Source organism: Streptomyces sp. adm13(2018) (assembly GCF_008042145.1).
In the GTDB taxonomy this organism is placed as follows: Bacteria; Actinomycetota; Actinomycetes; order Streptomycetales; family Streptomycetaceae; genus Streptomyces.
In genome coordinates this window covers 926,961-939,134 of sequence record NZ_RDBH01000129.1, presented here as the reverse complement: position 1 = coordinate 939,134, position 12,174 = coordinate 926,961, and the positions used below count along the sequence as shown (strand labels likewise).

Sequence of the window (12,174 nt, the reverse complement as noted above, 5' to 3'; positions counted from 1 at the left end):
GTCCCGCCCGGACCTCACCCGCGAGCAGTTCTACTTCGTCCTGCCCGACCGCTTCGCCAACGGCGACACCGCCAACGACCGCGGCGGCCTCACCGGCAGCCGGACACAGACCGGCTTCGACCCCACCGACAAGGGCTTCTACCAGGGCGGCGACCTCAGGGGCCTCACGGAGCGCCTCGACTACATCAAGGGCCTCGGAAGGTGTCGTTCAGCGTGATCCGGCCGGAGGCGGGGACGGTCGCGGTGCGGTTGGCGCCGGACTCCCAGGTGACGTTTCCGGCGGCGTCCTTGCGGAGGTACTTGTACTCGAAGGACGTTCCGGCGGGCAGGTCGACGGTCAGCTTCCAGACGGGGTAGGCGGCCGGGTCGAGCTTGAGGGCGGCGGCCGGGGACCAGGTGCCGAGTTCGGCGCGGTTGCCGGTGACGTAGATGTTCTGGCCGGGGACGGTGGTGGCGTTGACGCCGAAGGAGGCGCCCTGGCCGTCGGGCGGGGTGGTGGGGCCGGCGCCGCAGCTCCGGGCGTTCACGTGCAGGGCCAGGGCGGTGTTGGCGCCGAGGGTGGCGGTGAACTGGCCGGATCCGTTCACCGTGACGGGGGTGTTCGACTGGACGTCGCAGTAGGTGCCGGCGGGCAGCGAGGTCTGGAAGGTGCGGGTGAGCGCCGAGGTCTCGTGGTTGAGGGCGACGTACGCCTTGGTGCCGCGGCCGAACGCGATCGCGTTGTTGCCGTTGTCCCACCAGTTCGTGACGGCCTGGCCGCGGGCGGTGTTGCGGAAGGCGACCATGGAGGAGATCTCGCGCCAGGCGTGCTGGCACTTCCAGCCGTCGGTGTAGCAGGCGTTCACCTGGCCGCCGTTGGGCGGTCCGGCGTCCTTGTCGGTCCACTCGTAGCCGGAGTGGACGTCCGGGGAGCCGTAGGGCCAGGCGAGCATGAAGACGGAGGCGAGGGTGTAGTTCGCGCCGTCCTTGTAGGAGAGGGTGTCGCCGCCGCGCTCGGTGTCGTGGTTGTCGACGAAGACGCCGGACTGGCCGGAGGACATGTAGCCCCAGGCCTCGCCGAAGTTCTTGAGGTGGGCGAGCTTCTCGTTCTGCAGGACGCGCTTGAGGTCGCGGGCGTAGCGGAACTCCTGGACGTCGCCGCTGCCGAGGTACTCGCTCGGGGAGACGGCCTCGCCGGCGCCGTGGATGGCCTCCAGCTTCCAGTACGCGCCGGGCTTGGTGAGCCGGGACTTGATGGTGGCGAGGTCGGCGGCCGGCATGTGCTTGGCGGCGTCGATGCGGAAGCCGTCGACACCGAGGGAGAGCAGGTCGTTGAGGTAGCCGGCTATCTTCCCGCGGACGTAGTCCTCGCCGGTGTCGAGGTCGGGGAGTTTGACCAGTTCGCAGTTCTGGACGTTGCCCCGGTCCTGGTAGGTGGAGATCTCGGCGCGGCAGTCGTCCATGTCGGCGCCGGAGTACAGGCCCGGGTAGTCGTACTTGGAGAACGGGGTCCCGCCCGTTCCCGTACCGGAGCCGTTCGCCATGTGGTTGATGACGGAGTCGGCGACGACCTTGACGCCGGCCGCGTGGCAGGTGTCGATCATGTTCTTGAAGGCGGTGCGGTCGCCGAGGCGTCCGGCGATCTTGTAGCTGACGGGCTGGTACGAGGTCCACCACTGGCCGCCCTGGAGGTGTTCCTGGGGCGGGGAGACCTGGACGTAGCCGTATCCTGCGGGGCCGAGGCGGTCGGTGCACTCGCGGGCGATGGAGGCGAAGTTCCATTCGAACATCACCGCGGTGACGTCCTTCTCGCCGGGCGGGGCGGCCTGCGCCGGGGCGTTTCCCGTGACGGCCACAGCGGCAGCTCCCGCCACGAGGGCGAGTGCAGCGGCCACGGTCTTTCTGGCCATGATTCCTCCTGCTGACTTCACTGTCGCAAGATGTTGCCGAAAGCTTCAGCAACTGTTTTCAGCCGTGACCGTACGAGTGCCCCGACGCCCGGTCAACCCTCCGGACAGCTCAACGCAAGTTGTTACGTAAGGACTTGCGGAAGTCCGGCGGGGACCGGCGGCTGCGCCGTGGAGCCGCGGACGACCAGCTCCGGCTGGAAGACGAACTCCGTGCGCTGCACGGGGTTCCCCTCGATTTCCTCCAGGAGCGCGCCGACGGCGGCCGTCGCCATGGCCTGGACGGGCTGGCGCACGGTGGACAGCGGGGGGCTGGTGAAGGCGATGAGCGGCGAGTCGTCGAAGCCGACGACGGAGACGTCCCGGGGCACGTCGAGGCCCAGGGCGCGGACGGCGCGGATCACGCCGAGCGCCATCAGGTCGGAGCCGCAGACGATGCCGGTGCAGCCCTCGCGGAGCAGGATGTCGGCGGCCGCGTGCCCGCCCTCGACGCCGAAGAGCGTGGGTCTGATGAAGCGTTCCGCGTCGGCGCGTTCGACGCCGAGGAGTTCGTACAGCTCGGCGGTGAAGCCCTCGGCCTTGCGGCGCGAGGGGACGTAGCGGGTGGGGCCGATGGCCAGGCCGATGCGCTCGTGGCCGAGTTCGACCAGGTGCCGGACGGCCATCCGGGCCGCGGCCCGGTCGTCGGGGGAGACGAAGTTGGCGTCGATGTGCTCGTTGTAGCCGTTGATGAGGACGTACGGCACACCGCGGGCGGACAGCCGGGCGTAGCGCGCAGGGTCGGCGGAGGCGTCGGCGTGCAGCCCGGAGAGGAAGACGATGCCGGCCACCCCGCGCTCCACGAGCTGCTCGACGAGTTCGTCCTCGGTGGCGCCGCCGGGCATCTGGGTGCAGAGCACCGGGGTGTAGCCGTGGCCGGCCAGGACCTGCTCGACGACCTGCGCGAACGCCGGGAAGATCGGGTTGGTCAGCTCGGGCACGACGAGTCCGACGAGGCCCGCGCTGCGGCGTTTCAGCCGGACGGGGCGCTCGTAGCCGAGCACGTCGAGGGCCGCGAGGACCTTGTGCCGGGTCGCGCCGGCCACCCCCGCCTTGCCGTTGAGGACACGGCTGACGGTGGCCTCGCTGACCCCGGACTGGGCCGCGATGTCCGCGAGCCGCGGGGCGCCGTTCCCGGCGCCCCGCGGCAGGGGGATCGTCACACCGCCCACCAGGCGGTGGTGTCGGCGGGCAGGACCGCGGTGTCCTGGCCGTCGGCGGAGACGATCTCGATCTCCTCGTTCGCGAGAAGGAACCGGCCGGGCAGCGGGACGGAGATGGCCCGGCCGGTGGTGTTGGCGATGCAGGCGAAGCCGTCGCGGCGGAAGGAGAGCACACCCTCGGGTGCCTCCAGCCACTCGACGGCCTCGCCCGCACCGAGTCCGGGCTGCGCCCGCCGGACGGCGAGGGCGCTGCGGTACAGCTCCAGGGTGGAGCCGGGGTCGCCGGTCTGCGCCTCGACGCTCAGCGCGCCCCAGGTGGCGGGCTGCGGGAGCCAGGAGCCGCCGGCGCCGAAGCCGTACGAGCCGCCCTCGACGGTCCACGGGATCGGGACCCGGCAGCCGTCGCGGAAGCCGTCCTGGCCGGAGGCCCGCCAGAACGACGGGTCCTGGCGGACCTCGTCGGGCAGGTCGGTGACGTCGGGCAGGCCGAGCTCCTCGCCCTGGTAGACGTACGCCGAGCCGGGCAGCGCCAGCATCAGCAGGGTCGCGGCGCGGGCCCGGCGCAGGCCGAGCTCGCGGTCACCGGGCTCGCGGAGCTGGGTGCCGAGGCCGGCCGGGTTGGCGAAGCGGGTGGCGTGCCGGGTGACGTCGTGGTTGGAGAGCACCCAGGTGGTGGGCGCGCCGACCGGCCGCATCGCCTGGAGCGAGTCGTCGATGACCCGGCGCAGTTCGGCGGCGTCCCAGTGGGTGCCCAGGTACTGGAAGTTGAAGGCCTGGTGCATCTCGTCGGGGCGCACGTAGTTCGCGGTGCGGTCCACGGTGGGGGTCCAGGCCTCGGCGACGAGGACGCGCTCTCCGTCGTACTCGGCGAGCACCGTGCGCCAGGAGCGGTAGATCTCGTGGACGCCGTCCTGGTCGAAGAAGGGCATGACGTCGTTGCCGAGCAGCTTCAGCTGGTCGTGGGCGCCGAGGTCGGGCAGGCCCTCGGCCTTGACGAGGCCGTGGGCGACGTCGACGCGGAAGCCGTCGACGCCCATGTCGAGCCAGAAGCGCAGGATCGAGCGGAACTCGTCGCGGACGGCGGGGTGTTCCCAGTTGAAGTCTGGCTGCTCCGGGGCGAAGAGGTGGAGGTACCAGTCGCCGGGGGTGCCGTCCGGGTTCTCCGTACGGGTCCAGGCGGGGCCGCCGAAGATGGACTCCCAGTCGTTCGGGGGCAGTTCGCCGTTCTCGCCCTTGCCGGGGCGGAAGTGGTAGCGCTCGCGCAGGACCGAGCCGGGGCCCTCGCGCAGGGCGCGCTGGAACCACTCGTGCTGGTCGGAGGAGTGGTTGGGGACCAGGTCGACGATGATGCGCAGGCCCAGGGCGTGGGCGTCGCGGATCACGGCGTCGGCGTCGTGGAGCGAGCCGAACATGGGGTCGATGGCCCGGTAGTCGGCGACGTCGTAGCCGGCGTCGGCCTGCGGCGAGGCGTAGAAGGGGGAGAGCCAGACGGCGTCGACGCCGAGCTCCTTGAGGTAGGGCAGCCGGCGGCGGATGCCCTCCAGGTCGCCCATGCCGTCGCCGTTGCCGTCGGCGAAGCTGCGCGGGTAGACCTGGTAGATCACCGCGTCTCTCCACCAGCCCGTGTGCGTGCCGGTGGTCGGGGCGTCGGCCGGGGTGGCGAGATGCTGGGTCATGTCTTCCCTGGGAGGTAAGGAGGTGCGTTCAGAGGTGCGTACGGGACGCGGGCGCAGGGCCGTCAGCCCTTGACGGCACCGGCGGACATGCCGGTGACCAGGTGCCGCTGGGCGAAGAGGAACACCAGGGCCGCGGGGATGGCGATGAGCACGGAGGCCGCCGCCATCGGGCCCCACTGGGCGCCGTACTGGTTGACGAACTTCTGGAGTCCGCCGGCGAGCGTGAGGTTCTCGTCGCCGACCATGAAGGCGGAGGCGTAGGCGACCTCGCCCCAGGCGGTGATGAACGAGTAGAACGCGGTGACCGCGATGCCCGGCTTGGCGAGCGGCAGGATCAGCCGCCAGAAGGTGCCGAAGGGGGTGAGCCCGTCGACGTAGCCGGACTCGTCGATCTCGCGCGGGATGGTGTCGAAGAAGCCCTTCATCATCCACGCGCAGAACGGGACGGCGATGGTCAGGTAGGTGATGACCAGGCCGACGGGCTGGTTGAGCAGGCCCATCGACGCCATGATGTTGTAGATCGGCACGATCAGGACGGCGACCGGGAACATCTGGGTGATGAGCAGCGTCCACATCAGGCCGCGCTTGCCGGGGAACCGGAAGCGGCTGACGGCGTAGCCCGTGGTGGCGGAGATGAAGACGCCGATGACCGTGGTGAGGCCGGCCACGAGCAGCGAGTTGCCGAACCAGGTGAGGAACGGGGTGTCGTTCAGCAGGTTCGTGTAGTTCTCGAGCGTCGTCTCCTTGAAGAAGTCCGTGGTGATCGCGTACTTCGCCGGCTTGAGCGAGGTCAGCAGGACCCACAGCACGGGGAAGACGGCGATCACGGACGCCGTGATCAGGGTGACGTGCAGGGCGACCGAGGCCAGCGGTGAACGGCGGCCGCGGATCGGCGCGTTGGCGGCGGCCCGGGGGGTGGGGGTCGTGGTCGTCACCAGACTTCTCCCTGCTTGCGGAGGACTCGCCGGTAGACCGCGGCGAAGAGCATCAGGAGGACGAGGATGAGCACGCCCCAGGTGGAGGACTGGGCGAAGTCGCGCGGACTGACCTCGAAGGAGAACTTGTAGGCCTGGGTGACGAGGATCTGGGTTGCCTCGCCGGGCCCGCCCCGGGTGAGCAGGAAGATCACCGGGAACATGTTGAAGGTCCAGATGGTGGAGAGCAGGATCACCGTCGTCGACACCGAGCTGAGTCCGGGCATGGTGATGTGCCGGAAGCGCTGCCAGGCGTTGGCGCCGTCCATCTCGGCGGCCTCGTACAGCTCGCCGGGGATGGACTGGAGCCCGCCGAGGAGGGCGACCATCATGAACGGCACGCCGAGCCAGACGTTGACGAGGATGACGGAGAACTTGGCCCAGGTGGGGTCGTTCAGCCACGGGACGGCGTCGATGCCGCCGCCCGCGAGGATCTTGTTGAGCAGGCCGTTGTCCTGGTTGTAGAGGAAGCGCCAGGCGAAGACGGAGACGAAGCCGGGCACCGCCCAGGGCAGGATCAGCAGCAGCCGGTAGAAGGAGCGGCCGGCGATCCTGCGGTTGAGGACGTTGGCGAGGGTGAGGCCGAGCGCGAAGGTGACGGAGACGCAGGCGACCGTCCAGAGCAGCGTCCAGCCCAGGGTGGAGAGGAACTGGCCGCCGGTGAGGGCGTCGGCGTAGTTGTCCAGACCGACGAACTCGTAGGTGGCCGGGATCTCGTTGACGCCGATCGACCGTGCGACGTTCCGCTCGTTGGCGTCCGTCAGGGACAGGTAGATGCCGCGGACCAGCGGATAGCCGATGATCACCGCGATCACGATCGTCACCGGGGCGATCATCGCCCAGGCGTACCAGTGGGTGGCGAGGGAGCGCTTGCCGCCGCTCCCGCGCTTGCCAGTTCCGCGGCTCCGGCCGCGGGCGACGCTGTCGCCCGCGGCCTTCACCACCGACTGGCTGGGGGTGTCCACAGCCATCAGCCGGCCTGCCTTCCTGTTACTTCCAGTCCTTCAGGAGCTTGCGGTAGGCGTCGCCCGTCGCCTTGGCTCCCGCGTCCGGGGTGGTCTGGCCGGTGAGGACCTTGGTGTACTCGGTGACGAGGGGCGCGAAGAGGCTGCCGGTCTCCGGGATCCAGGGGCGCTCGACGGCCTTGTCGACGACCGGCTTGAAGAAGCCGATCATCTCGTTGGTGGCGACGTCCGGCTTGATGTAGACGGACTGGCGGGTCGGGAGCAGGCTGAGCTCCTTGGCGACCGTGGCCTGGGTCTCGGCCGAGGTCATGTACTCGGCGAAGGCGTAGGAGGCGGCGAGGTTCTTGGAGCCCGCGTAGACGGCGAGGTTGTGGCCGCCCTGCGGGGCGCCCTGGCCGGCCGAGCCGGCGGGGACCGGGGCGATGCCCAGGTTCGCCTTGTCGGTGAACTCCTTGCCGGCGTAGGTGTCGGCGACGGCCCACGGGCCGTTGATCATCATGGCGACCTTGCCTTCCTTGAAGGCGGTCTGCATGTTGTTCCAGCCGTCGGTGGCGTCGGTCTTGGCGGCACCGGAGTCCACCAGGTCCTTGACGACCTTGAAGCCCTTGACGCCGGCCGCGTTGTCGACGGTGATGGTCTTCTTCTCGGCGTCGACGAGGTCGCCGCCCTCGCCGTAGAGGAAGGAGAGGAACCAGTAGGCGTCGTCGCCGCGCAGGTAGAGGCCGGGGTTGCCGGTCTTCTTCTTGATCTTGGCGGAGACGGTCTTCAGCTCGTCGATGGTCTTGGGGACCTCGACGCCGGCCTCCTTGAAGATCTTCTTGTTGTAGAAGATGCCCATGGAGTCGATGACCTGCGGGACGGCGTAGGTCTTGCCGTTGTACTTCGTGGAGGCGGCGGCCTGCTCCAGGAAGTCGTCCTGGTTCTTGAGGGCGGCGGTGCCGTCCAGCGGGGCCAGGTAGCCGAGGTCGGCGAACTCCGGGGTCCAGGCGACCTCGGAGCGGATGACGTCGGGGGCGCCGGAGCCGGACTGCGCGGCGTTCTTGAACTTGTTCTGCGCCTCACCGAACGGCACGTTCACGTACTTGACGGTGACCTTCGGGTGCTTCTTCTTGAAGTCCTCGGCGACCTTCTTGAAGACCTTGTCCTCGGAGCCGACCGTCGAGGTGTCCCACCAGGTGACGGTGCCGGAGAGCTCGCCCGAGCCCTTCGCGCCACTGTCGCCCGAACCGCTGTCACTCCCGCACGCCGCCAGGGTCACGCCCAGGGCCGCGACCAGCGCGGTGGCCGCTATGCCACGCCGCATGTGAACTCCTTCAACTGATCCCGGGGGGACGAGGGGCTGGAACCTTCCTCATGCGACCGCTCCCTCGCGGCGCTCCGGGTTGCCAGGAACGTAACAGGGATGAAAACGAGCCGAAAGAGCTTGCGGGAACTTTCTGCAAGGACCGGGGATCGTTACATCCACGTGTCCCGAAGGTTGCCGTTGAATCGCTTGACAGCAGTCGCCACACGCCTCTTACGCGCCGTGCGGGGCCGCGCGCACGCCCCGAGCGCACCTCTCGCGCCCCGCAAGGACTGCAAGACCTTGCGGAGTGGCTTGCATCACGCCCATCCCGGTCGTGCGGTGTGCAACACGCCCCGTGACCGGTACAGTCCATCCTCATGACCGCGCGGCTCTCCGACATCGCAGCCCAGGCGGGGGTCAGTGAGGCCACAGTCAGCCGCGTGCTCAACGGCAAGCCCGGTGTGGCCGGGACCACCCGCGAGTCCGTCCTTGCCGCGCTCGACGTGCTCGGCTACGAGCGACCCGTCCGGCTGCGCCAGCGCAGCGCCGGCCTCGTCGGCCTCATCACCCCCGAGCTGGACAACCCGATCTTCCCCGCGCTCGCGCAGGTCATCGGACAGGCCCTGACCCGGCAGGGATACACCCCGGTGCTCGCCACCCAGACCCCCGGCGGGTCCACCGAGGACGAGCTCACCGACATGCTGGTCGAGCGGGGCGTCGCCGGCATCATCTTCGTCTCCGGGCTGCACGCGGACACCACCGCCGACATGACGCGCTACGACCAGCTGCGCGGCAAGGGCGTCCCCTACGTCCTGCTCAACGGCTTCTCCCCCAAGGTGCAGGCGCCCTTCGTCTCCCCCGACGACCGGGCCGCGATGCGGCTCGCGGTGACGCACCTGGCGGCGCTGGGCCACACCCGCATCGGGCTCGCCGTCGGACCGAAGCGGTTCGTGCCGGTGCTGCGCAAGATAGAGGGCTTCCAGCAGGGCATGGCGGAGCGGCTCGGCCTCGACCCCGAGGAGTCCGAGGCGCTCATCCAGCACTCGCTGTACACGCTGGAGGGGGGCCAGGCCGCGGCCGGGGCCCTGATCTCGCGCGGCTGCACGGCGGTGGTCTGCGCGAGCGACATGATGGCGCTCGGCGCGATCCGTGCCGCACGGCAGCAGGGTCTCGACGTCCCCCGGGACGTCTCCGTCGTCGGCTTCGACGACTCCCCCCTCATAGCGTTCACCGATCCGCCGCTGACCACCATCCGGCAGCCCGTCCAGGCGATGGGGCAGGCTGCGGTCCGACGGCGAGCCCGATGCGGGTGTGGCCCAGCGCCGCCAGGTGCGTCACCGCGAGCCGCATCGCGGCCCGGTCGTCGGGGGAGACGAAGGGCGCCTGCACCTTGGGGGAGAAGCCGTTGAGCAGGACGTAGGGGACGCCCTTGCCGCGCAGCCCCTACGGCACCCTCCCCGCGGCCTCGTTCCTGAGGGGGACCGGGTGCGCCCCGAACCCGTCGGAGGGATGATCGGTCGGGGGGAAGGGATCTGGCAGACTCTCTCCCTATGGGTGAAACGACCGTGAAGAGTTTGGACAACCGGACGACCCCGTCGTCACCCACCGTGGCCGACGGCAGGTTCGCGCGCCTCCGTGCGCGCGTGCCCAGGCGCCCCACGATCTGGTTCGAGATCCTGCTCATCGCGGTGAGCTACTGGACGTACTCGCTCATCCGCAACGCGGTGCCCGAGCAGAAGGCCCAGGCGCTCAAGAACGCCGACTGGATCTGGCAGGCGGAGGAGTCCCTCGGCCTGGCCTTCGAGCACGCCGTCAACCACGCCGTGAACTCGGTGACATGGCTGATCGTGTCGATGAACTACTACTACGCGACGCTGCACTTCATCGTGACCATCGGTGTGCTCGTGTGGCTGTACCGATGGCACCCGGGCCGTTACGCGGCGTTCCGGACCGTCCTGTTCGCCACCACCGGTGTGGCCCTGGTCGGTTACTACCTGTACCCGCTCGCGCCGCCCCGGCTGATGAACGGGCAGGACTTCGTCGACACGGTCCTCGTCCACCACACCTGGGGCTCGATGGCCTCGGGCAACCTCAAGCACGTGTCCAACCAGTACGCGGCGATGCCGTCGATGCACATCGGCTGGTCCCTCTGGTGCGGCCTGACGATCTTCCTCCTGGCGAAGGCCCCGTGGGCGAAGATCCTCGGCCTGCTCTACCCGATGGCGACCCTCGTGGTCATCGTCGCCACCGCCAACCACTTCTGGCTGGACGCGGTCGGCGGCATGATCTGCCTCGCCTTCGGCTTCGCCGTCTCCTACTTCTGGTACGGCTCCCGCCCGCACCGCCTGCCCAAGCTGATCGAGCCGATGTCCGGCGCGGTGGCACGCGGCGGCCCGCCCCCCGAGGGGGAGGCGGACCGCGAGGAGCGGCGCGCGGATGCGGCCGACCCGACCGCGAAGGCGGGCACCGAGCGCACGCTCAGCTCCGGACGGTAGCGAGGCCGCTTCGTTCGGCTCGGCTCCGGACGGTGGCGAGCCCACGCGGATCGGCTCGGCTCCGGAAGGCGGCGAGTCCGTTCAGCCTCGGTTCAGTCTCGGTGGGTGATCCGGCCGCCCGCGACGGTGAGGCGGATCGGGGCGTCCGCCAGTTCGTCCGCCGGGGCCTCCACCGGGTCCACCGCGAAGGCGGTGAGGTCGGCCCGGTACCCCGGGGTGATCCGGCCCGCGATCCGCTCCTCCCCCGCCGCGAACGCCGCGTGGGAGGTCATCCCCTCCAGCGCCATCAGCCCCGTCAGCCCGTGCCGGGCAGAGGCCGCGCCGCGCGGGGCGCGGGCGGTGGCGAGGACCTGCCGGGCGTCGTGGTGCGCGATCGGCCAGTCGGAGCCGAGCGCGAGGTGCGCGCCGGCCTCCCGCAGGTCGCGGCAGCGCCAGGCGCGGGCCGCCCGTTCCCCGCCGAGCCGCCGGGACCACTCGTCGGTGTGGTCGGCGCGGGTGTACGCGGTGTGCGGGGGTTGCATCGAGGCGACGACGCCGAGCGCGGCGAACCGGCCCAGCTGGTCGTCGGGGACCGTCTCGATGTGCTCGATCCGGTGGCGGGGCCCGCCCGGGCCCAGCGCTTCCACGGTGTCGAGGACGTGCCGGACGGCCGCGTCGCCGATGGCGTGGGTGGCGGTGCCGACCCCGGCCCGGTGGAGGTGCCGTACGGCGGCGGAGTACGCGGCGGGGTCCGGCCAGAAGGCGTCGGTGCCCCGGCCGTGGCAGTCGGCGTGCTCCAGCCAGGCGGTGCCGCCCTCGACGGTGCCGTCCATGAAGAACTTCACGCCGCCGACGGCCCACAGGCGTCCGGCCCGCTCCTGGAGCCGTACGAGCCCGTCCAGCTCCTCCGCCGTGACACCCGGCATGCACCAGGGGGCGAGCCGGAGGCGCAGCGGCAGGTCGCCGTCCTCCTCCACGGCGGCGAGCAGCCCGGGCACGTCGGGTCCGCCGAGGTCCATGACGTGGGCGGAGGCGAGTCCGGTGGCGGCCATCTCGCGGAGCAGTCCGACGAGCCGGTCGCGGCGTTCGGCGTACGGGCGGGCGGGCAGGACCGGTGTCATCAGGTCCATGGCGGCGTGCTCGACCAGATGCCCGGTGGGGCGGCCGTCGGCGTCGCAGACGATCTCGGAGAGCTGGGCGAAGGCGCGGGGCCCGTCGATGCCGGCGGCCCTGAGGGCCTCGGCGTCGGCGAGCGCCGAGTGTCCGTCGTAGAGGCGGAGGAAGGCGGGGGCGCCGTCGAGGACGTCCTGGACGAGGTCGCGGTGGACGGGGCGGCCGCCGAAGGCGTTGTGGTCGAGGCCGAAGCCGACGACCCAGCCGTCGCGGCGCTCGGCGGTGCGGAGCGCGGCCCGTAGTCCGTCGAGGTCGGTGACGCCGGAGAGGTCGGTGCCGTCGGACATCTCCTGACCCCAGACGGGGTGGCTGTGGGCGTCGGTGAGGCCGGGGGTGAGGGTGGCGCCCGCGAGGTCGACGACCTGAGTGCCGGGTCCGCGCCAGGCACGGGCGTCGGCGTCGTCGCCGAGGGCGGTGATCAGTCCGTCGCGGACGGCGACGGTCGTGTGGCCGCTCGGCTCGGGGGTACGGACGCGGGCGTCGACGAGGAGGAGGTCGGGGGCTGCGGTCACGAGGGGTCGGCTCCTTCGGCGTGCGGG

At 70.8% G+C, this 12,174-nt stretch carries 9 protein-coding genes and 1 pseudogene; 3 read left to right on the top strand and 7 right to left on the bottom strand.

The features are described 5' to 3' along the window. Nucleotides 1–199, top strand: a pseudogene (locus EAO70_RS38060) (hypothetical protein); the annotation flags it as partial. Here EAO70_RS38060 and EAO70_RS20925 read toward each other — a convergent pair. The 6 genes from EAO70_RS20925 to EAO70_RS20900 all read right to left on the bottom strand — a co-directional run bounded on the left by EAO70_RS20925 (nucleotide 186) and on the right by EAO70_RS20900 (nucleotide 8,006). After that, entirely contained in the window at nucleotides 186–1,889 is a 1,704-nt protein-coding gene (locus EAO70_RS20925; protein ID WP_148004398.1) for a carbohydrate-binding module family 20 domain-containing protein, read from the bottom strand. The pseudogene EAO70_RS38060 and the gene EAO70_RS20925 overlap by 14 nt on opposite strands. A 122-nt stretch (nucleotides 1,890–2,011) precedes the next feature. Further along, the gene (locus EAO70_RS20920; protein WP_148004397.1) at nucleotides 2,012–3,097 is read right to left on the bottom strand and encodes a LacI family DNA-binding transcriptional regulator; all 1,086 of its coding nucleotides are present in this window, start codon (nucleotides 3,095–3,097) and stop codon (nucleotides 2,012–2,014) included. Beyond that, nucleotides 3,085–4,764 carry a glycoside hydrolase family 13 protein gene (locus EAO70_RS20915; RefSeq protein ID WP_148004396.1) on the bottom strand — a complete coding sequence of 560 codons (1,680 nt, stop codon included), beginning with the start codon at nucleotides 4,762–4,764 and terminating at the stop codon, nucleotides 3,085–3,087. Before EAO70_RS20915 ends, EAO70_RS20920 begins: the two co-directional genes overlap by 13 nt. Before the next feature lie 62 nt (nucleotides 4,765–4,826). Beyond that, a complete protein-coding gene (locus EAO70_RS20910) occupies nucleotides 4,827–5,702 on the bottom strand; it encodes a sugar ABC transporter permease (RefSeq protein ID WP_148005270.1) in 876 nt (291 codons plus the stop codon). Then, the gene (locus EAO70_RS20905; RefSeq protein WP_148004395.1) at nucleotides 5,696–6,709 is read right to left on the bottom strand and encodes a carbohydrate ABC transporter permease; all 1,014 of its coding nucleotides are present in this window, start codon (nucleotides 6,707–6,709) and stop codon (nucleotides 5,696–5,698) included. Before EAO70_RS20905 ends, EAO70_RS20910 begins: the two co-directional genes overlap by 7 nt. 19 nt (nucleotides 6,710–6,728) lie before the next feature. Continuing rightward, nucleotides 6,729–8,006 carry an extracellular solute-binding protein gene (locus EAO70_RS20900; RefSeq protein ID WP_148004394.1) on the bottom strand — a complete coding sequence of 426 codons (1,278 nt, stop codon included), beginning with the start codon at nucleotides 8,004–8,006 and terminating at the stop codon, nucleotides 6,729–6,731. 359 nt (nucleotides 8,007–8,365) lie between these two features. Between EAO70_RS20900 and EAO70_RS20895 the strand changes: the two genes are divergently transcribed. Together EAO70_RS20895 and EAO70_RS20885 are read left to right on the top strand one after the other, a co-directional pair. Then, complete coding sequence (locus EAO70_RS20895) at nucleotides 8,366–9,397, top strand: LacI family DNA-binding transcriptional regulator (protein ID WP_261992969.1); 1,032 nt, start codon at nucleotides 8,366–8,368, stop codon at nucleotides 9,395–9,397. A gap of 141 nt (nucleotides 9,398–9,538) precedes the next feature. After that, nucleotides 9,539–10,483 (top strand): phosphatase PAP2 family protein, encoded by a 945-nt coding sequence (locus tag EAO70_RS20885; RefSeq protein WP_148004393.1) that lies wholly within the window; start codon nucleotides 9,539–9,541, stop codon nucleotides 10,481–10,483. Nucleotides 10,484–10,575: 92 nt separating this feature from the next. Here EAO70_RS20885 and EAO70_RS20880 read toward each other — a convergent pair whose 3' ends face one another. Continuing rightward, a complete protein-coding gene (locus EAO70_RS20880; protein WP_148004392.1) occupies nucleotides 10,576–12,147 on the bottom strand; it encodes an amidohydrolase in 1,572 nt (523 codons plus the stop codon). Nucleotides 12,148–12,174: the final 27 nt, after the last annotated feature.